At 65.1% G+C, this 19155-nt stretch carries 18 protein-coding genes; 5 read left to right on the top strand and 13 right to left on the bottom strand.

What is annotated here, in order from left to right; all coding sequences use genetic code 11:
* Positions 1–142: 142 nt before the first annotated feature.
* Positions 143–745 (bottom strand): class I SAM-dependent DNA methyltransferase, encoded by a 603-nt coding sequence (locus tag F6B93_RS14275; protein ID WP_211695677.1) that lies wholly within the window; start codon positions 743–745, stop codon positions 143–145.
* Positions 746–865: 120 nt separating this feature from the next.
* On the opposite strand from F6B93_RS14275, the gene F6B93_RS14270 reads away from it, so the two are divergent.
* From F6B93_RS14270 to F6B93_RS14260, 3 genes are all read left to right on the top strand, one after another.
* Complete coding sequence (locus F6B93_RS14270) at positions 866–1297, top strand: SRPBCC family protein (protein WP_211695676.1); 432 nt, start codon at positions 866–868, stop codon at positions 1295–1297.
* Between the two features lie 162 nt (positions 1298–1459).
* A complete protein-coding gene (locus F6B93_RS14265) occupies positions 1460–2248 on the top strand; it encodes an SDR family NAD(P)-dependent oxidoreductase (RefSeq protein ID WP_211695675.1) in 789 nt (262 codons plus the stop codon).
* 55 nt (positions 2249–2303) lie between these two features.
* Positions 2304–3488, top strand: coding sequence for an acyl-CoA dehydrogenase family protein (locus F6B93_RS14260; RefSeq protein WP_211695674.1), 1185 nt, complete (start codon positions 2304–2306; stop codon positions 3486–3488).
* On the opposite strand, the gene F6B93_RS14255 is transcribed toward F6B93_RS14260, so the two are convergent.
* The 7 genes from F6B93_RS14255 to F6B93_RS14230 form a co-directional block, all read right to left on the bottom strand.
* Positions 3463–4614, bottom strand: a complete 1152-nt coding sequence (locus F6B93_RS14255; protein ID WP_211699497.1) for a MalY/PatB family protein — start codon at positions 4612–4614, stop codon at positions 3463–3465. The genes F6B93_RS14260 and F6B93_RS14255 overlap by 26 nt on opposite strands.
* Before the next feature lie 90 nt (positions 4615–4704).
* A complete protein-coding gene (locus tag F6B93_RS22950; RefSeq protein WP_246540776.1) occupies positions 4705–5385 on the bottom strand; it encodes a M23 family metallopeptidase in 681 nt (226 codons plus the stop codon).
* A gap of 4 nt (positions 5386–5389) precedes the next feature.
* Positions 5390–5977 carry a hypothetical protein gene (locus F6B93_RS22945; protein ID WP_246540774.1) on the bottom strand — a complete coding sequence of 196 codons (588 nt, stop codon included), beginning with the start codon at positions 5975–5977 and terminating at the stop codon, positions 5390–5392.
* Between the two features lie 193 nt (positions 5978–6170).
* A complete protein-coding gene (locus tag F6B93_RS14245; RefSeq protein WP_211695673.1) occupies positions 6171–7037 on the bottom strand; it encodes a sulfurtransferase in 867 nt (288 codons plus the stop codon).
* Between the two features lie 38 nt (positions 7038–7075).
* A complete protein-coding gene (locus F6B93_RS14240) occupies positions 7076–7591 on the bottom strand; it encodes a lipoprotein LpqH (protein WP_211695672.1) in 516 nt (171 codons plus the stop codon).
* Between the two features lie 142 nt (positions 7592–7733).
* Positions 7734–8600 carry a TIGR03619 family F420-dependent LLM class oxidoreductase gene (locus tag F6B93_RS14235; RefSeq protein WP_211695671.1) on the bottom strand — a complete coding sequence of 289 codons (867 nt, stop codon included), beginning with the start codon at positions 8598–8600 and terminating at the stop codon, positions 7734–7736.
* A gap of 162 nt (positions 8601–8762) precedes the next feature.
* Complete coding sequence (locus F6B93_RS14230) at positions 8763–10364, bottom strand: Na+/H+ antiporter (RefSeq protein ID WP_211695670.1); 1602 nt, start codon at positions 10362–10364, stop codon at positions 8763–8765.
* Between the two features lie 183 nt (positions 10365–10547).
* Between F6B93_RS14230 and F6B93_RS14225 the strand changes: the two genes are divergently transcribed.
* On the top strand, positions 10548–11240 hold the full coding sequence (locus F6B93_RS14225) for a mycothiol-dependent nitroreductase Rv2466c family protein (protein WP_211695669.1): 693 nt from the start codon (positions 10548–10550) through the stop codon (positions 11238–11240).
* A 1-nt stretch (position 11241) separates the two neighbouring features.
* Here F6B93_RS14225 and F6B93_RS14220 read toward each other — a convergent pair whose 3' ends face one another.
* Positions 11242–12399 (bottom strand): acyl-CoA dehydrogenase family protein, encoded by a 1158-nt coding sequence (locus F6B93_RS14220; RefSeq protein ID WP_211695668.1) that lies wholly within the window; start codon positions 12397–12399, stop codon positions 11242–11244.
* A 123-nt stretch (positions 12400–12522) separates the two neighbouring features.
* Between F6B93_RS14220 and F6B93_RS14215 the strand changes: the two genes are divergently transcribed.
* Positions 12523–13113, top strand: a complete 591-nt coding sequence (locus F6B93_RS14215) for a TetR/AcrR family transcriptional regulator (protein WP_211695667.1) — start codon at positions 12523–12525, stop codon at positions 13111–13113.
* A gap of 17 nt (positions 13114–13130) precedes the next feature.
* On the opposite strand, the gene F6B93_RS14210 is transcribed toward F6B93_RS14215, so the two are convergent.
* The 4 genes from F6B93_RS14210 to F6B93_RS14195 form a co-directional block, all read right to left on the bottom strand.
* Positions 13131–14471 carry a WS/DGAT/MGAT family O-acyltransferase gene (locus F6B93_RS14210; protein ID WP_211695666.1) on the bottom strand — a complete coding sequence of 447 codons (1341 nt, stop codon included), beginning with the start codon at positions 14469–14471 and terminating at the stop codon, positions 13131–13133.
* Between the two features lie 22 nt (positions 14472–14493).
* Positions 14494–15771, bottom strand: a complete 1278-nt coding sequence (locus F6B93_RS14205) for an alpha/beta hydrolase (protein ID WP_211695665.1) — start codon at positions 15769–15771, stop codon at positions 14494–14496.
* A 34-nt stretch (positions 15772–15805) separates the two neighbouring features.
* Positions 15806–17023 (bottom strand): alpha/beta hydrolase family protein, encoded by a 1218-nt coding sequence (locus tag F6B93_RS14200; RefSeq protein ID WP_425518552.1) that lies wholly within the window; start codon positions 17021–17023, stop codon positions 15806–15808.
* A 246-nt stretch (positions 17024–17269) separates the two neighbouring features.
* Positions 17270–18928, bottom strand: coding sequence for an inorganic phosphate transporter (locus F6B93_RS14195; RefSeq protein WP_211695663.1), 1659 nt, complete (start codon positions 18926–18928; stop codon positions 17270–17272).
* Positions 18929–19155 lie beyond the last annotated feature (227 nt).

The following is a 19155-nucleotide window of genomic DNA, read 5'->3' as shown; positions in this document are numbered from 1 at the left end:
CTGCTTCGATGGCGTTGCGCCGGTGTCACCGCCAGCTTGCCCGCGCCTCGGGCCGTCGTCCAGTGGCCGTCTTGCAGGTGCCATTGTCTACTGGCCCACGTGCGGCGGGGGCGCATCGGCCCCAGATCGGCAGGAGCCGTGGCTACGTGCGCTGCGCCAGCCAGATCGTATGACGCCCGCAGCTGGGATCTTCGACCACCTGCGTTGCCACGTCGAAACCGTTGTCGTGCAGAAGCGCGCGGTACTCGTCGAGGTCGAGACTGGCGTGGTAGAGCGGCTCGCCCCGATAGGTGCCAACCTGTTCCCCGGCCGCGGGGCCGCTGGTGAACATGACAGCGGCACCCGGTGCGGCGTGGTCGCCGAAAGTGGTGAACATCTGCCGTTGGTCTTCGGCCGGGAGGTGAAAAAGGCTGTTCCAGGCAACGATTCCGTCGAACCGGCGATGCAGCGCCACGGCGCGCATGTCGGCGACGAGCCATTCGTGTTCCGGGAAGCGATCGCGACACCGGGCGATCATCGCGCTTGCGGCGTCCACCCCGGTCATCCGGCACTGCTGCTCGACAAGGTAGCGGGCGATCGGCGCGCCATTGCCGCATCCGATGTCGAGCACCGTGGGACGCGGCGGCAGCAGAGCCAGAAACCGGTCAAGCCAAGGCTTTTCGCGCAGCTCATCGCCACGGTCACGGGACCACGCGTCAGCATGGCGTTGGTAGATGCCGACGACCTGGTCGGCTTCGGATGCCATGGATCCGAATCTATTCGAATCATCCGGCCGCCAGCCCCGGCCGGGGCCAGCCAGCCGTCGCCGGTCGGCGGGGGTCTAGCATGTCGGGCAGAATTCGGTTCGTGCGAAGGCGGCGAGCTCATGGTCGAGATTCATGTCGAGCGGACGATCGCCGCACCCGTTGAACAGGTCTTCGACTGGCTGGCCGACCCGGTCAATTTCACCACCGCGCCGTTGGTGCTCAAGGCCGGGTACGCGAAGGGTTGCGAACCCGGCGCGGGAGCCTTTCGGGAGGTGACCGGAGTTGGCATGTGGGGGCGCGAGGAGATCACCGCCTACGATCGGCCCCACAGCTACTCCTACCTCATCGTTCGCGCGTTCCCCAGGTTCGATCACCGGGGTGGCACCATGACGTTCACTCCATCGGGGGACGGCACCCACGTCGACTGGCGGAGCAACTACACCCACCCGGTTTATGTGGGAGGCACGCTGACGGAGGCGCTCAGCAGCCGGTTACTACGCTCGACCTTTCTGAGGATCCTGTCCGCCTGCGCCCGGGCGCTGGAGCAGTAGCGCGCACCGCTGGGCGGATCAGGCGAACTTTCATTGCGAAAACACGATCGGGGCGCCGGCGAGAGTGGCAGACTTCACCTGTCCAACTAATGCGGCCGCCGCGGGGTCGGCCGCCTTGGCTGTGCAATCCAGGGCCGCTCGACCTCTCAGACAGGACCGGCCATGTTGAACGCTGACCGTGCCCGGTCGCGGACGTTCGTGGTGACGGGTGCGGCGTCGGGCATCGGTCTGGCGACTGCCCGGCGCCTCCTGGACGAAGGCGGCACCGTCGTGGGCACCGACCTGTCCGCGCCGCCCGATCTCGGCCCGGGCTTCACCTTCGTGCGGGCCGACGCGACCGACGAAACCGCGGTCGCGGCCGTGCTGGCCGCCGTGCCCGACCGGCTTGACGGTGTTGTGCATTCGGCGGGCGTTGCCGGCGGCGGCCCGGTCCATCTGCTCGACGACGCCGAATGGCAGCGGGTGATTGGGATCAACCTCACCGCGACGTTCCTGGTGGCCAAAGCGGCGCTAGCCCGCATGATCGAACAGCCTCGGGTTGACGGCGAGCGTGGCTCGATCGTGACCCTCGCCAGCATCGAGGGTCTCGAAGGCACGGCGGGCGGCAGTGCCTACAACGCCGCCAAGGGCGGGGTGGTGTTGTTGACTAAGAACATCGCGCTCGACTACGGCCCGAGCGGCATCAGGGCGAACGCACTCTGCCCCGGGTTCATCGCGACGCCGATGACTGACAGCGTCTTGGGGCAGCCGGAGATGGCGGGTCCGCTGGCGTCGATCACCAAGGAGCATGCCCTGCAACGGCTGGGTCGCCCGGAAGAGATCGCGGCCGTAGCGGCGTTTCTGCTGTCTCCCGATGCTTCCTTTGTCACCGGTCAGGCCATTGCTGTCGACGGCGGCTACACGGCTGGCCGCGATCATGACGTGGTTTCGCTGTTTGGCTTACCGGACTGATGGGTGATGCCGGCGGCGTAGTGTTCGGGTCGTTGGGCAGCGATAGGAACATCAGATGACGTCGACAACCGATGTGAGTGGCCAGGTCGTTTCGCTAGCACGCGGCATGCGTGAGCTGGTGGCCGCCGAGGCCGGCGAATCCGAGCGGATGCGTACCCTAACCAGTGCAATCGTCGACGAGATGTGGTCCACCGGGCTGATGGCGGCGTTGAGCCCGGTGGCCGCCGGTGGCGTGGAGCCGTCGTTCGCCGAGATGATCGAAACGTGGATCGAAATGGCTTGGCAAGATGGCTCTTTCGGCTGGATCGGCATAGCCAACTTGCCGTCGAGGTTTGCGGCCGCGACGTACTTGCCCGACGAAGGCTTTGCCGAGGTGTTCGACGCACACGACAACCGTGTCACGATGGGCGGGCAATTCTTCCCCAACGGGCACGGGGCTGCCACCGACGGCGGCTACCGGTTGAGCGGGTCGTGGAGCTTCGGCTCAGGCACCGGCCATTCGCAATACATCGCGGCGGGGTTCTTCCCGATGGACAACGGCGAGATGCGCTGGATCAGCGAAGGCGTCCCGGACATGCAGATCGCGGTTGTTCCACGGGCGGACATCACGTTCAACGACGGTTGGCATGTGCAGGGGCTCAAGGGAACGGGCTCCTACGACTACAGCGCCCAAGACATATTTGTGCCACATTGGCGAACGTTTCCGCTGTTCACCCGCGAGCCGCGCCGAGGCGGCTCACCGGCAACCCGCATGGGGCTGATGCCGGTAACCGCCGCCGGTCACGCATCGTGGGCGCTTGGGGTCTCCAAGAGCATGCTCGACGACGTCGCGGAACTGGCGGCAACCAAGTACCGCATGAGCGACATGGCGTCCTTGGCCAGTCGCCCCACCTTCCAGAAAGGCCTGGCACACCATGTCGCGGCGTGGCGGGCCGCTCGCTTGCTGGTGCTTGATGCCTTCACCACCGCTGAGGCCGCTGTTGCCGATGGTGACGAGCTGACCCCGGCCATGCGTGCCGATATGCGGGCGGCCGCCGTCTATGCCACCGATATCAGCCGCAGCTGCGCCCAATGGGCACATCTTGTTGCCGGAACCAGCTCGATCCGCGAGGGCAGTCGCTTGGAACGGGCGTTCCGTGACATGTACACCGGAACCCAGCACGCCTTCATCAGCGAGAAGGTTGCCATCGATGCGGCGCAGATCTGGCTCGGCGTTATCGAGGACCAGTTCGGCCTTTGAGTGCCTCACTCATCCGCGACACGGCCTCGGTGACAATTGCCCGGGACGTCGCGAAGTTCATCCGCACGTGCCCGCCTCCGCCAGTGCCGAACACATGGCCAGAACTCAACGCGACACGGGCGTTGTCGAGGAACCAGCGGGCTGGCCCGGACATATCGGACACCACCGCAAGCCCGTCGGTCTTTTCGTCGCCGACGCCGATCCCACGGCAATCCAGCCAGGCAAGGTAGGTGCCCTGCGGACGCAGCAGCTGCACTCCGGGTAGGCGCTCGGCGACCAGTTCGCCCAGCAATGTTCGGTTGGCATCGAGCCCGGCCAGCAGTGCGTCGAGCCAATCGCCGCCGGTCCTGAAAGCCGCGGTGTGCGCGATGATGCCCAGGTGGCTAGGACCGTGACTGACCTCCTCCGGAAGCCGGCGCAGGTCCGCGGCCGACTCGGGACCGGCGATGGCCACCGCGGCCTTGAGCCCGCACAGATTCCACGCCTTCGAGGCGGACGTGAGCGCGAGAGCGTTCCCCGCGCCGGGGACACTCAGATAGGGAGTGAATCGCGCCCCGGACAACACCATCGGCGCGTGAATCTCATCAGAGACCACTCGGACGCCGAACCGGCGGGCGCGTTCGGCGACGCCGCTGAGCTCGTCCGCAGTGTGCACCGCTCCCGTCGGATTATGGGGATTGCACAACAAGTAGGCGACTTTCCCACCACAGGCGCGCGCCCGCGCAAAGCTCTCCTCCAACATGCCCAGATCCAGCCTCCCGTCCGGGCCGAGCGGTGCTTCGAGCACCTGGCGGCCATCGTGGGAAACAAAGGCATAGAAAGGGGCGTACACCGGTGAGTTCACAATGACGGTGTCGCCCCGATCGGTGACCAAACGCAGCATTTCGACGACACCGAGCATGACGTCGGGGACGATGGCGGTACGGCTGACCGCCAACCCGTGCCATTGCCAACGCTCCGCGGCGAATTCACTGACTGCCTCCGCGTACGCGGTTCCGTAGGGATATCCGGTGTCACCGGCATCGATGGCCCTATGGAGGGCGTCGGCCACCGATGGTGCGAGGTTCACGTCCATCTCGGCGACCCACATCGGCAGCACATCGGCGGCGTGCGCGCGCCATTTCATGCTGGTGCGACGCCGCAGCTGTTCAAGCGTGGGTTCTTCGAGGGGATTGGGTGTCGCGTCGGCGCTCACGACCAACCACGCTAGCGTCGTTCAGTTCTGCGGAAAGTTCACGAGCGCCAGCAGAACGGGTAGCTGGTTGGTCCGCTGTTCTGGGGCCGGCAGGCGCTGCGAGCCGAAAAACGAACCGCTGAGGTAATTGTCGGCATCCCAGACCGCTGCCTCGCCAATCTGCCCCTGATAGTCGAAGCTGTCCAGCACGTAGGGGACGCCGTCGGCTTCTCCCAGCGACGGGCCATCCATGAGCTGGAAATGCAGATGCGATGCGCTGGAATTACCCGTGTTGCCCAGCGCCGCGATCTGCTGTCCCTTCTTGACCTTGTCGCCCGGCTTCACCAGCAGCGATCCCCTGACCAAATGGGCGTACATGGCGTAGATGCCGGAGCCGATGTCCATGATGATGTGGTTGCCGTCGACATTGTCTATCGTCAACGTCGCAGCAAGGACGGGGTCCGATGCGGGCAGGATGCCTGGCACGTTGGCTTCCACGCCGTCCAGCGTCGAGGTCACGGTGCCGTCCGCCACCGCATAGATGGGAGATCCGTAGTCGACGTAGCTCTCGTTGCGGGTCCGGTCGCCGGCGTAGAAGTCGCCATGGTCGTTGGCCTGCTTCCAATCAATGGCGAAACGCTGGCTGTTGTTGAGGGTCATGTTTGCCGGCAGAATCGCGTCGCGGTGGCCCCATCCCGGACTGGCATATCCGTTGAACGCCACCCAGTTATCGCCCCGCACCGGTGGGCTGATCACCCGCGGCGGGCCCGCCGATATGTCGAACACAGCGCCCAACGTGTCGATCGGGTTCGGGGTCTTGGACCCGGGGGCGGTCGCGCCGGTGCCATGCAACCGCAGCATCACCGCTTCGGGGAAACTGCGCCTCGTCTGCGAACGCGCAATCGATCAACAAGGACCGCGACGCGCGCGGGGGGATGCTCGAGTCGGGGGCGGGCTTGGCGGGGAGCAATCGCAACCGGTTGCAGCCGCCATAGCTGCAGGCGGGGTCCACCAGGTCGGTGCCGGAGAACGAGACCAGCGTCCTGGACGGATCGTGGGCGTCGACCACATCGACGGCCGTGAGGCTGGCTGGCACCCCGGTGGCGTTGGTGATCTGCACGTCGAAAGCCACGTGATACTTGTTGTCCGTGCCCGGGAAAGGGAACGTCGGCCGGCTGATCGGCTCGACAACGAGGGGGGTAAATGCGTCGGGCACCGCCGCATCCGGACGCGCGTCGCGGTGGGCCGGGGCTGCTGCATCCCGCGAGGCCGATGTGCAGGCGGCCAGGCTGAGCACCAGCCCGATGGCAGCCACGGGGTAACCGAACCCAACGGGGGTCCGGCCTCGACCGTTGCACTCCCGTGTGCGCTGGCTAACCCAGCGAGCTTTCGACGTCGCCACCGGTTCCCTTCGTTTGTCCGACCGTGTTTCACCGTTGGGTACCCGGGGCGTGCGTCGGAGAAGTTGCTGGCAAAGGTTGGTCCGGGAACGGCGGTCCCAAGGTAACCTACTCAGGGCCTCGGCTCACCGCGCGGGCCGGATCCGAACTCCACTCGGACCACGACCCGGGAAACATTGCGGCCTCATGGCCTGTCGCGGTGAGCGCCGCGACAGTCACACTGGCGGTGATGCCGGAGCCGCAGTAGACGCCGACGCCACTGTCGTGGTCGATGCCTTTTCCGGAAAACAGTTGGCGCAGCTGGCTGCTGCCAAGAAAGGTACCGTCACTGGCCAGGACGGCGGCGGTGGGAACGTTCTTGGCACCGGGTATGTGACCGGCAACGGCGTCGACGGGCTCGACCTCGCCGCGGAAGCGTTCCGGCGCCCGGGCATCGAGTAGCACGACACCACCGGCGGATGACTGTTGCGCGGTCAAGGTGGGCCGGGCACCCGTGTACAAATCATCGTGCCGCACAGTCACATTCCCGGGCAGCGGATTCACCGGGCCCGTCTCGATGCTGCCTCCGGCCGAGCGCCAGGCAGCCAGGCCGCCGTCGAGTATGCGTACATCCGCCAGCCCGGCCGCGGTCAGCACCCACCATGCTCGGGCAGAGCCGGCCCTGTTCCAATCGTCGTAGACTACGACCGGCGTATCGTTGCCGATTCCCCAACGACGCGCGGCGGCCTGCACGCTGTGTCCGGACGGTAGTGGGTGGCGGCCGCGGCCGGCGATGTGGTGATCGCTGAGTTCGTCTTCGAGTGACACGTAAACCGCGCCGGGCAGGTGTCCCTGCAGGTAGGTGGCATGTCCGTCAGGTTCATCGAGTCGCCAGCGCACATCCAGGAGTGCGATGGGAGAACCCGCCTGGATGAGGTGTGCGAGGTCGGTGGTGGTGATCAAGACCTGCTCACGTGCTGAGTCCGTGTGTTTCACCGGCAACGGCTAACTTCCTTGTCACACAACATGATTGATCATGGACAGGTTACGTGAACCCCGAACGGTAACTCGCGGGCGACGCTTTGGCCGGGCGCTAGCGCTTGGCCGGTCCCGGTCACCGTGTAACTCTTGCCCTGCCTGCTCGCCTCGAGTTGGGTAGGAGACCGGACGGGTTGATAGGGCATCTCGTAGCTGCCGCCGTCCACTTTGAGGGAAACGGCGAAACCATTGACGTCGGGTGGCGTGGCGTCGGAGAAAGAAAACGACAATGACGCCGAATCGTCTTGAGCGCTGACTTCCGTGGTCTGATTCCCGTATTCCACAGGCGTGGCGGTCGGTTGCGCCCGCCGGGTGCGGCACTCGACGGCTCCGGAAATCGTGTGCGTGTGCCCGTCCATCATGATGGTTGCTGACACCGGAGCCTCACTCGGGCTCTCGGTAGCGGCTGGCTCGGCCTGTCTGGAGCAGGCCGGTGTGGCGGCTGCTAGCACCAACACGCCCAGCACGGCGACGCCGATAGCGGTTCTCTCGCCGTGGCGCGGATTCGTCATCCCTGCTCCTCCTGCTCATAGCCAGGAGAAATATAGGCCGGATTGGCCTGCGAAGCGAGCCATGGACTGGGCGCGATTCGCCCCGATTGGGTTACGGTCAAGGTCAGAGGTCTGCAACGGCTCAGCCGCCTGGCGGGGAGGGTCACGCGGTGTTCAACTCGGTCAGCGCCGCCAAGTTCTCGAGATAGTGCTGTAGCGAGGTGTGAGTGAAGGTAGTGCTGATGATGCTGGCGCCGTGGGCGGCTGTCTCTGCGAGAAGGTCGCGCGCCCGCTGAGGTTCGTTGATCGGATCCAACGGTGATGGTGCTGCGAGAACGACCTCGAATCCGGGCCGAAGATCCCATTGGCCCAGCCAGCTCCGCGCCTGCCGAAGTGTCACGTTGAATGGCGCCCACCCATCGGCCAAGGTTGCCGCTCGCCGCAGCGATCGCATCGTGCGTCCACCCACCCAGATCGGCACGTGATCCTGCACGGCACACGGGTCGACAACCATGCCGCTAAAGGAATAGAACTCGCCGTGGTAGGCGGGTTGGCGCACCGACAGTGCGGCGCGCAGCGCCCGCAGCGCATCGTCTGCGCGCGGACCACGGTCGTCGAATGCGGCGCCAACGAGGTCGAACTCTTCCTTGAGGGAGCCGACGCCTACCCCGAGGATGAGCCGACCGTTGCTGACGACGTCCAGCGTGCCGTAGCGTTTGGCAATCTCCAGTGGGTGGTGGTACCCAAGCACCACCACGTTGGTGGCCAATCGGATGTGCCTGGTGCGCGCGGCAAGGTAGCCCAACGTTGCCAGCGGATCCCAGTAGCGTGTGCCGCGGCGCTGTTGTTCGGCTGCCGGCAGTGCGATGTGTTCGCTGCAGGTCAGATGGTGGTAGCCGAGTCGGTCCGCGGTTTCGGCGATCTGGGCTAGGTCTTCGACCGCCGCGCTTTTCTCCCAGTCGGCACTGATTGCCGGCACCATGGTGACTACTGGTGTGGCTACCGACAGTTTGGCAATCGCAGCGCCCATCGGGGTACCTGTCCTTCAGTCGTCCGACGATGTGAGTCCGGCAATGGTCGAATTATTGCGGGCAAGGATCCAAGCGTATCGGCTGGCACGGTGCTCCTCCGCGAGAATCCTTGTGCAGCAACGGTATTTACGAACAAGATCGGCCGCACCGAATAGTTGTTGCTAGGCGGTGTCTCTGGTCTCCATGGGGTCGAGTAGTCGCACCTCTTCGAGGTCCATCTCCATCTGCAGTTCGCGCAGCACGATGTCGTCGATGCGATTGTCGTTGCGCAACGCGGTCACTGCTTGGCGCTGGTGCTCGAGTACCCGCAGCCGCACCCGCCGTAGCAGCTCGTTGCGCTCGGCGAGAACGTTCGGCGCCGACGCGTCCGCGTCGGCAAGGACGAGCTCAGCGTGCTCTTCGTATTCCTTCGTCAGCCGAATCAGCAGCTCAGGTGCCACGTCGAATTCGCTGGCGACCATAGGCAGGGCGTCAAGGGCCGCTTCCGCGGCGCGGCGGCGCGCCAAGTGCACTTCGTCGGCGTGCGCAATGTCGTCGGGAAGTCGAGCCCACCGCACGACAGCGGGCAGCGAACTCCCTTGGATCAGGACGGTCACCAGAATGACCATGGACACGACGAAGATGATCAGGTTGCGGTCGGGAAACGGAGCACCATCGTGGGTGGTCATGGGAACCGCGAGCGCGGCGGCCAGTGATACGGCGCCGCGGAATCCGGCCCAGCTGGTCACGCACCGCGCGCGGAAGCCGACGTGACGGGTGGGCCTGTTCATGCACCGATCCACGATGCGACCCAGCACGTTGGTGAGTTCCACCCACACGATCCGGGTGGCGACGACGACGCCAGTGACGGCCAGGCCCAGCAACGCAGCGTGGCGAAGTCCACCTTCGCCGCCGGAGATGTGGTCCACCGCGCCTGGGATCTGGACCCCGACGAAGACCCAGAGCGACCCGTTGATGAGAAACGTCGTGATGTCCCAGAATGCGTAGGCCTGCAAGCGGGAGCGGGCGCGGATCACCTTGGGTCCGACATAGGTGAGGACAAGGGCTGACACCAGGACCGCGACGACCCCGCTGCATCCGAAGGTATCGGCGAGCAGGAACGCGGCGAACGGCGTCAACAGGCTCAGGGCTCCCTCCTCGAGCGGCGCGTCGATGGTGCGGCGCAGCAACGTCACCAGTCCGCCGACCACCAACCCAGCGACGACGCCGCCCAGGTAGGAGCCAACAAACTGGCCGACCAATTCGATCGGGCCTACCTCGGCGCCGCCGACCGCGACGGACGCGGTTACCGCGAAAAGGACCAGAGCGGTGCCGTCGTTGACCAGGCTCTCACCGCGCAGCACAGTGAGGGCTCGCCGCGGCAAGCGTTTGGCCAGTCCAGCCACGGCGGCCGCGTCGGTGGGGGAGAGCACCGCGCCAAGGACTGCCGCCGCGTGCGGTTCCATACCCAGGGCTCGCGCCGTCCACGACACCGACACGGCGGTGGCAATCACCAGACCGACGCTGAACATGACGATGACACGCAGGTTCCAGCGGATCTCGCGAAAGCTGGTGTTCAGGCTCTCCCAGTAGAGGATTGCCGGCAGGAACAACAGCAGCACGATCTCGCCATCGATCTCGACGGCCCCGAAACGGGGGATGAGCCCCAGCAGAGCGCCGAGCGAGATCAGCAACACCGGAGGACCTACGCGATAGCGGTGGCCCAGGATCGTTCCGACAACCACGGTGGCAACCAGCGCAACGATGACCACAAGTCCGAACACCAGCCCATCCTCCCGCAACGTGGGTTCGGTGGGATCCGACGGTGGCGATGGTCATCGGGGCCCGGGCGGCAGCCCCGGGGCCTGCATATCCGCTCGTTCTAAGCTGGAGGCGGTACCAATTCGATGAGCCGTCGGTCGTCGCAGTCGAAGATCGCGGATCTCTGGACGGAGGAACCAGGTCCGATGACCACCGTGGATTTCCATTTCGACCCGATGTGCCCATTCGCCTACCAGACCTCGCTGTGGATCCGTGACGTGCGTGCGCAGTTGGGAATCACCGTCAATTGGCGGTTCTTCAGCTTGGAGGAGATCAACCGCGAGGACGGGAAGAAACACCCGTGGGAGCGGGATTGGTCCTACGGGTGGTCCTTGATGCGAATCGGGGCGCTGCTGCGCCGAACGGACATGTCGTTGCTCGATCGGTGGTACGCCGCGATTGGTCAGGAACTGCACACCGTCGGCGGCAAACCGCATGACCCCGAGGTCGCGCGACGCCTGCTGTGTGACCTGGGCCTTGAGGCTTCCATCCTCGACGCGGCGCTAGCGGACTCGACCACCCACGATGACGTCCGTGCTGAACACCAGCGGGTCGTCGACGCGGGCGGATACGGTGTACCCACGCTCTTTATGGACGGACAATGCCTGTTTGGGCCGGTACTGGTGGATCCGCCGACGGGGCCTGACGCCCTGAAGCTGTGGGGTGTCATTACCGGAATGGCCGAGTTACCGCATGTCTACGAATTGCAACGGCCGAAGTCACCGGCCGACGCCGACCTCATCGCCCGGAGCCTGCGCCCGTATCTCGACGGGCGTGATTGGGTCAGCATCAACCGCGGCGAAGTCATCGACATCGACGGGCTGGCGGGCCGGCGTTAGCTCACAGCATGGCGATCGGCGATACTTTGAGACCGATCGCCAATGCGCCGGCCAATTCTCGACTGACGTCGTAGTCGAAGACCACGTGTCCGCTCATCACGTCGACGTCGCGTTTGGCCCGTTGCAGCGGGCTGCTCAGGAAATGCGCGCTGGCGCCCGACGCCTCGAGCAGGATGCCGATGACCGCGCGTGATTCCCGCACGATGTGCGCGGCCGCCAAGCGGGCATCGGCACGTACCGGGCGCGGGACGCGGCTCCCAGCCGCTAGCAGCTCCTCGATGCGCCCAGTGGTGTCGGCGAGCAGCCCGTGTAGTGCCCGCAGGCGGACGCGGGCTTCGCCCAGGCGTGCTTGAGCGGCCGGTTTGTCCTTTTGCTTGCTGCCCTCGTAGGCGAGGACGCGCTCTGAGAGCCGCTCGGTGAAGATGCGTTCGACCTGCTCGGCCGCACCCAAGGCGGGCATCGCAGCAACCAGCGCGAGCGCGGGCACCATCGGCCAGCGGTAGCACGCCGCGCCGTACAGCTGCGCTCCCGGTGTTGTACCGGCGTAGATGTCACTGACCTTGACCAGCCGATGGGCGGGAACGAAGACGTCCTCGATGACGATGTCGTTGGAACCGGTGGCCCGCATCCCGTCTGTCTGCCAGACATCGACGATGCCGATGTCTTCGGCGGGCACCAGCGCCAGTGCGGGGTAGATGGCGTCATCGGGGCCGCAGACCGCGCCGACGATGGCCCAGTTGCCGTCCATCACACCTGTGGCCCAGGACCATCGCCCGGTCAGTCGAATACCGCCTTGGACGGTGATGCCGCGACCGGTAGGTGCCAACGGCGCCGATGCGAGGAACGGCCGCGACGCGAACCCTTCGCTTTGGGCCTGGTCGTCGAATAGGGCCAGCATCCAGGTGTGCAGGGTGTAGAACGCCGCGGTCCAGGCTGTCGAGGCGCAGCCATGCGCCATTCGGCGCGCGGGATTCAAGATTGCGGTGAAGTCGGCCTGCTGGCCGCCATATCGCGCCGGTTTCAGCAGCTCAGTGAAGCCCGATTCGGTCAGGTCAGCGACGGTGGCCGCAGGCAGTCGGCGCAGGTCCTCGGCCTCCTGCGCGCGATCCGCCAGCCGCTCGATCAGCGCCTCGGTGATGCCGACGGTGAAGGTAGTCATGCATACACCGTACCTTTTAGTTGGGTATTCGCATCCCGGACTGGCCGTAGACCTCGATCGCGCAGCTCCGATGGCTGTGTCGCTCCACGCGCCTCGCGTAGCATCTCACGTAGGCTCAGCGTCATGGCGGCGCGTCACAAGTCGGGAAACGTTCGTCTGACGGCTGATGATTGGGTGCAGGCAGGCTTCGAGATTCTGGCCGACGAGGGTCTCACCGGCCTCAAACTCGACCAGCTCTGCGCGCGTCTCGGCGTTACCAAGGGCAGCTTCTACTGGCATTTCGAGGACGTGGACGGCTATCGCCGGGCGGTTGTCGAGTCCTGGTCGCAATTTCGCGACGAAGATCGTGACCAAATCGACGGGATGCGCGATCTTCCGCCGCGCGAGCGGCTCGCGCAAATGATGGCATTGTTGGTCAGGCCGCGACTCTACAAGCTGGAAAGAGCCATGCGGGAATGGGCGCGCTCCGACGATTCCGTCGCGTCTGCCGTGCTGTCGGCCGACCGCCGGATTCTCAAGGCCACCCGACAGGCGTTCAGTGACTATGGGTTTGACGCCGCCGAGGCCGAAAAGCGCGCCACCACAGCCTTTGCTGCGGGGATCGGCCTGCTGCACATGCCGCTGTCCGAGCTGAAGAGCATGTACGGCCCGTCACTAAGAAAACAGTTGGAACCGCAACGCAATTGGCTACTGGACTTCTTGCTGCGGCCTTGACGGCGATCGACGAGGGCCTACGCCGAGATGGTGGCGGCCTCCAGCTCGCAGAATGCGTCGCCGGTGTACTGCGCCAGTCGTTGTAAATGCGGCACCGTGTCGCGGCAGCCGACGAATCCAAGAACGACCTTGTCGGTGTAGCCGACCAGCGTGACGTTGAGACCGTAGCCGTCGCACAGGAACGACACCGGGACTATCACATCCAGCTTGGCGCCGGAAAGGTACAGCGGTTCCTTGGACAGCACGACGTTGGAGACGGTGAAGTTGAACAGGGGAGGGACCGCCCCAAGCGCTCCGCTCCATTGCCCGACTGCGATCGGCAGCAGGCCGAAGACGGAATAGTGCTGTAGAGCGTTCGGCGACATGGCCAGCAGTTCGGCTTTGCCGCGGCTGGTTGATGCCGAGATCCTGGTCAGCCGCTGCGCCGGATCTCCGATCGAGGTGCCGAGCGGTGCAACGAAACCCGACGCCGCGTTGACCGTGTCGGCGTCGCGTTCGTAGCCCACCGGCACGGAGGCGGTCAGGGTGTCTTTCGGCAGCGCATCGAGGCTCTGCAGGTAGTGCCGGCATGCGCCGCCGACCGACGCCAAGACGACGTCGTTGACGGTGGTGCCGGTGGCTTTGGCCACCGCCTTGAGCCGCGGCAGCGTCAGCACCTTCACCGCAAGCCGTCGATGCCGGTTGATCCGACTATTGAACGGCGTGCGGGGGGTGGTGAGTGCCGCGCGCACCGAGCTGTTGGCGCCGCGCGCCATGCTGACCAGCCTGCCGAGGAGTTCGTTCACCGCGGAAAAGCCCTCGACCGTGCGTTTCGTGGTGGTGGCCGCAAACACGCTGGCCAAGTCGTAGTCGTCGCCGAACGGCTCTGGCTTGCCCGAGCCGGGGGGCGCCTCCGGGTCGGTGGTTAGCCAGCTCTTGATCAGGTTCACCGCGCCCATGCCGTCTACCGCGCAATGGTGCGCCTTGAAATAGATGGCGAACTGGTTGTCGGCCAGACCTTCGATGAGGTGCAACTCCCACAGCGGCTTGGTCATGTCGAGCGGGGTCGAATGGAGTCTCTCGACCAAGGCACCGAGATCGCGGGCGCTCCCGGGATGCGGCAAAGCGGAGAAGCGGACGTGATAGCTCGGATCGGGCTGTACCTGCTTCCAGTACACCATCGAGGGGCCGCCGGCGATCACACTGTCGAACGGGAAGGGCAGAAACGCCAGTTGCGAGATCGCCTCGTAGAGGTCGCGAGTGAAGCTTCGTGGTGCCCCCTCGGGCAGGTCGAAGACCGCGAACGCACCGATGTGCATCGGCGTGCGCGGCGTCTCCATCCGCGCGAACATCTGGTCCAGCAGGCTGAGAAGCTTCACCAGGCTAACCCTAGCGACTTCGTTAGCCGGATTGGTTCCGGCAGTGTCGGGTCGCGTAGATCTCGGCGAGAAATTGCTCGACGGCGATCGCCGCATGTGCCGCGCGGGCCGATCCGAGGATGTCGAACGCGTGCTGAGCAAGCGGTAATTCGGCGTACACGACGGGTGCACTGCTCACGTGCCGTAGCCGCTCGACGAAGGAACGTGCCTGCTCGACGGGGACCAGCGAGTCGTTGCGGCCATGCAGCACGAAGAACGGGGGAGCGTCGGACGAAACGTGGGTGACCGGCGAGGCCGCAATGTAGGACTGCATGTTTGCCGCGCGCGGTCGTTTGACCACCATTTGCTCGAGCAGCGGGAGCATCTTCGGATGCATGGCGTCCTTGAAGCGGGTGAAGTCATAGATGCCGTAGAACGGCACGGCCGCTTGCACCCGCGTGTCTGCCGCCTCGAATCCCGGTTGGAACTGCGGATCATTTGGCGTCAGCGCGGCCAACGACGACAAGTGGCCGCCGGCCGAACCACCGGTCAGCGCGATAAAGTCGGGATCGCCGCCGTACTCGCTGATATGCGTCTTGACCCACGCTAGCGCGCGCTTGACGTCGACGATGTGATCGGGCCAGGTGTTGCGCGGGCTGTGTCGGTAGTTGATCGCCACACAGATCCAACCCAGTTCGGCGAGGTGGCTCATCAGCGGATGGGCCTGTCCGCGTTTGTTTCCCGTCGTCCAGGCGCCGCCGGGGATCTGGAAGAGCACCGGCGCCTTCCCGGTCGGGTCAAGATCTGGTCGTCGCCAGATATCCAGGCGATTGGCGCCACCGTATTCGCCGTAGCTGATGTCGCCGTCGTGGGCATAGTCGCGGTAGATCCGCAGCATGCGCAGCGGTCCGGGGGTCCTGGCGGTGCCGCCGCCGGCTGGGCGGCGCCACAGTCCCGTCGAATCAGGGCGGCGATCACGCCCCAGGCCGATGTCCAAGGCCTCGTTGAGCGGGGCGTCGGCGCTGCGGCCGGCGCGACTGAAGTTCAGCAAGCCCACCGCCGAGCAGCCCGCCACTACCCACGCGAGCATCCGCACCGGCCGGGTAAGTCGGCGGGCTGTCAGTGCCAGCCCGCCGAGCTGACTCGCCAGCGTCTGCAGGGGAAACTCTGTGACGACGAGACCGTATGCCCAGGACAACAGGGAAAAGTATCCGCTACGTGCCAGAGGCCGATATGCGTTCACGGTGGACGCGGCTGTGACTGCCGTGACCGCCAACGACCCGAGTTGCCGAACGATATGGATGATTCGCGCTGTCCCCATGCCGCCACTCTACGAAGCGATGTCGCGTGACCCGTCAAGCTGGCTGCTCGCGCGTGCGCTGCAGCCGCGCGGGGTCGACGAATCCGGCCTGTACCAGTGCCTCGTCGACGAATCGGTGCACCGGCCGGGCACGGAAGCATCCGGTGTGGCCGCCTTGGTACCAATGGATCCGGGGCTTGCCCCAATGCTCCCAGAGCCGGGTGACCTGGTCGCGCGGATGTACCAGGCGGTCGGCAAGGCCTGCGTAGATGAATCGGCCGGCCATCGGGACGAGCGGGGTCAGTGACAGCGGTGAGATCATCCGGCTGACCGACCTGGCCGACTTCATTGTCTGGCGTAGCCTGCTGTGGTGGCTGAGGCCGGCATGGCGGCCGACCAGCTCGACCAGATCCACGGCCGGAACTCCGAGAATCGCACAGCCAAGCCCGTCGTCGAGGCTGGCAACTAGTGAACTGAGCAGGCCGCCGAGGGAAATGCCGTTCACTCCGATCGGGGAGTCGGGTTCCTGTGAGCGGATCCAGGACAGCAAGCGCCGAATGTCCCATACCGCGTGGGCGACACCGTGGACTCCGTCGAGGACGTTCTCACTCGGGAACGCGACGCCTTTCGGTCGACCCCGAGCGCGGGGTCCGTGCAGCGGAAGGACGGGTAGCACGACGTTCAGGCCGAGCTCCGCGTACAGATGCCAGGCGCGGAACAACGTGAGGTCCAGCCCCGCGCGTCCCATCTCCGCGCCGTGTATGCATACCAGCCAGGGGCGCGGCTTTCGGTGCCGCAGCACCAGCGCGTACTCGCGGTTGTTTCCCTGGTAGCTCAGCCAGCGCTTCCCGCCCGGTTCGCCGTCATGGGGCTCGTAACCACTGTCGAACGCGATGCGCTGGTAGGAGCGCCCCATGCTGGTGACGGGCTTGACCGTGACGTCGGCGAGCGGGGGCGGCGGTGCGAAGAACCCCTCGGGGTTATTGAGCCAGCCGTTCTGCTCGTACAACTCATGTGCCGCGAGCACTTCGCGGTCGATTCCGTCGAGTGTCGCGATGTCAGGGGCGGGGCGCAGCAGACGAAACCCGGCGAGCACGATTTCGTCGCGGAACGCCTGCGTAGCCAGTGCCAGGGTGGGGCGTGCCACCGGAAGCTCGCTGGGTTCGCGATCCAGGTAATTGCCCCAAGTCCGAGCGTAGAAGCCCCCGGTGCGCGTGAGCGGTTCCAGGATCTGCCGCAGGGGATTGCTGCTACCGCGGCCGTCCGCGGCCATTGTGTGCTCGACGTCTGGCATCTAGCCCGTACTTCGTTCGATGCGGATAGTGCACGAGTTCGTGTCGTGATCAGTTTAGTGTTGGTGACCCGGCGCCACCGCGAAAGGGGGCGGATTTGCGGCCCCGTCGCTCAGCACACCCTGACCGACGCTCATCCGGTCTGGTAGCGCCTACGAATAGCTCTACAAATAACCCGACTAATCACGTTGTAGCACAATGCTTTTGGACTTTGATACCGTTCCCGGTCAGAAGATCGCATCCAGCGTAACGAGACCGACCGAGCCGAGGATCGCCGCCGAAGGCAGCGTAATGATCCATGCCAGGGCGATCGGCTTCATTAGCCCCCAGTTGGTGGCCCGGTTCACCATGCCCACGCCGAGCACCGCCCCGATGAGAATGTGGGTGCTCGAGACCGGCAGGCCCAGGACGGTGGCGCCCATGACCACCGCGGCTGCCGAGAGTTCGGCAGCGAACCCGGATGCTGGGTGCATCGTGGTGAGATTGTGCCCCACGGTGGCGATCACCCTGCGTCCGATGAACCACAACCCGGCGCACAACGCTACTCCGAACGTGATCATGGCGGCGGCGGGCACGGCCGCATGGCCTTCAACGGCGCCGGTGCGCAGGACATCCAGGATGGCCGCGAAGGGGCCGATGGCGTTGGCGATGTCGTTGCTGCCGTGACTGAACGCAAACCCCGAGGCGGTGAAGACCTGCATCCAGCTGAACATCAAGAACGTCGACCTCGACAGTGATTCGCTCCGGAGTGTTTTGGCGAGGATGAACGTGGCCATCCACACCGCGGCGCCGACCATCGCCATGATGAAGTAGTTGTTCATGGTGGTCAGGCCCAAGTGCATGTGCTTGAACCCCTTGAACAACAGCATCGCGGCGATAATCATCGACCCCCCGGCGGCCACCAACGGCACCCAGTTTTGCAAGGCTCGAAACGCGTCCACCGACGATTTCTTGTTGTCGATTTCGTGGAGCTCGCGGTAGTACTCGGACTCCAGTTCCTCGGGGTCGAAGTCCCTGCGGTTGGCCGCCACGGCATCGCGCGCCAGGGCGCCGGTGTAGGCGATTTGTTGTATTTCGTTGAGTCGTTCGAACGCCGCCTTGTGCCGCTGGCGATGAGCAAGGCGCTCTTTCTTGATTTCCAGCAGTCGTTGCTCGGCCTGTTCGTTGTACAGCAGGATATGTCGCTTGACGGCGCCGTACAGGATGTAGGACACCAGTCCGCCCAGCACGGGGGAGAGCACCCAGGACACCGCGATCTGGCCGATCTGATCCCACTGGACCATGTTGAGGGCACTGCTGCCGTGGCCATTCACGATCCCGAGCGTGATCGCGGCCCCGACAATGCCACCGACGATCGAGTGCGTGGTCGACACCGGGTATCCCATGCGGTTGGCGAATAGCAGCCACAGTGCTGCGGCCAGCAACGCCGACATCATGATGTTCATGAAGGCGCTCGGATTGACCGACACTCCCGATAGGTCAACGATGCCACTGCGGATGGTCTCGGTGACGTCCCCACCGGCGACCACCGCGCCGCTGACCTCGAAGATGGCCGCGACCAGCAGCGCCTGTTTCATCGTCAGCGTGCCTGCGCCCACGCTGGTGCCGAAGGAGTTGGCGACATCATTGCCGCCGACGTTGAAGGCCATGAACAGACCGACCACCGTGGCGAGCAGCAAAATCATCTTATTCGCGCCTGACCCGACATAGTCGAATGCCCACATCGAAAACAGGACGAACGACCCTGCAAGCAGGAAACCGAATGAGAGATGCCACCGTCGGTCCGGTCCTAGGAAGCCCTCGTATTGCGGTGTCGGCGTTGTTGGATTCTGAAGTCCGCTGGCCACGAAATACCCGTCCCTGTGGTCTTTTCTGTTGCGACTCATGCCGCCGGCTGTTGGCAATCGAGCGTCAGAAGGCTACGGCATAGCGACTAGCGATGGGTAAACGCCGGGTGAACAAAATGCATCGTGGGGGTTGTTCGGTGCGTCGTGATTGGTGACTTAGCCCGGGCGCGATGGCTAGCACAAGCGGTGCCGTGGCGCCAATAATGCGTCCGCACTTCGGGTTTGCCGGTCGAATCCTGTCCGGATAACTCGGGAAACCCATAGGA

It is taken from the genome of Mycobacterium spongiae, assembly GCF_018278905.1.
Lineage (GTDB): Bacteria > Actinomycetota > Actinomycetes > Mycobacteriales > Mycobacteriaceae > Mycobacterium > Mycobacterium spongiae.
Note: the sequence above shows the minus strand (reverse complement) of the source record. Positions and strands in the feature narration are given on the sequence as shown.

Excerpts from the sequence above, each read along its gene's own strand:
- F6B93_RS14220 (WP_211695668.1), bottom strand. The coding sequence starts at position 12,399 with ATGACTACCTTCACCGTCGGCATCACCGAGGCGCTGATCGAGCGGCTG.
- F6B93_RS14235 (WP_211695671.1), bottom strand. The coding sequence starts at position 8,600 with ATGGGCGCTGCGATTGCCAAACTGTCGGTAGCCACACCAGTAGTCACC.
- F6B93_RS14215 (WP_211695667.1), top strand. The coding sequence starts at position 12,523 with ATGGCGGCGCGTCACAAGTCGGGAAACGTTCGTCTGACGGCTGATGAT.
- F6B93_RS14255 (WP_211699497.1), bottom strand. The coding sequence starts at position 4,614 with ATGAAATGGCGCGCGCACGCCGCCGATGTGCTGCCGATGTGGGTCGCC.
- F6B93_RS14205 (WP_211695665.1), bottom strand. The coding sequence starts at position 15,771 with ATGGGGACAGCGCGAATCATCCATATCGTTCGGCAACTCGGGTCGTTG.
- F6B93_RS14195 (WP_211695663.1), bottom strand. The coding sequence starts at position 18,928 with ATGAGTCGCAACAGAAAAGACCACAGGGACGGGTATTTCGTGGCCAGC.
- F6B93_RS14265 (WP_211695675.1), top strand. The coding sequence starts at position 1,460 with ATGTTGAACGCTGACCGTGCCCGGTCGCGGACGTTCGTGGTGACGGGT.
- F6B93_RS14260 (WP_211695674.1), top strand. The coding sequence starts at position 2,304 with ATGACGTCGACAACCGATGTGAGTGGCCAGGTCGTTTCGCTAGCACGC.
- F6B93_RS14225 (WP_211695669.1), top strand. The coding sequence starts at position 10,548 with ATGACCACCGTGGATTTCCATTTCGACCCGATGTGCCCATTCGCCTAC.
- F6B93_RS14200 (WP_425518552.1), bottom strand. The coding sequence starts at position 17,023 with ATGGCCGCGGACGGCCGCGGTAGCAGCAATCCCCTGCGGCAGATCCTG.
- F6B93_RS14275 (WP_211695677.1), bottom strand. The coding sequence starts at position 745 with ATGGCATCCGAAGCCGACCAGGTCGTCGGCATCTACCAACGCCATGCT.
- F6B93_RS14240 (WP_211695672.1), bottom strand. The coding sequence starts at position 7,591 with ATGACGAATCCGCGCCACGGCGAGAGAACCGCTATCGGCGTCGCCGTG.
- F6B93_RS14270 (WP_211695676.1), top strand. The coding sequence starts at position 866 with ATGGTCGAGATTCATGTCGAGCGGACGATCGCCGCACCCGTTGAACAG.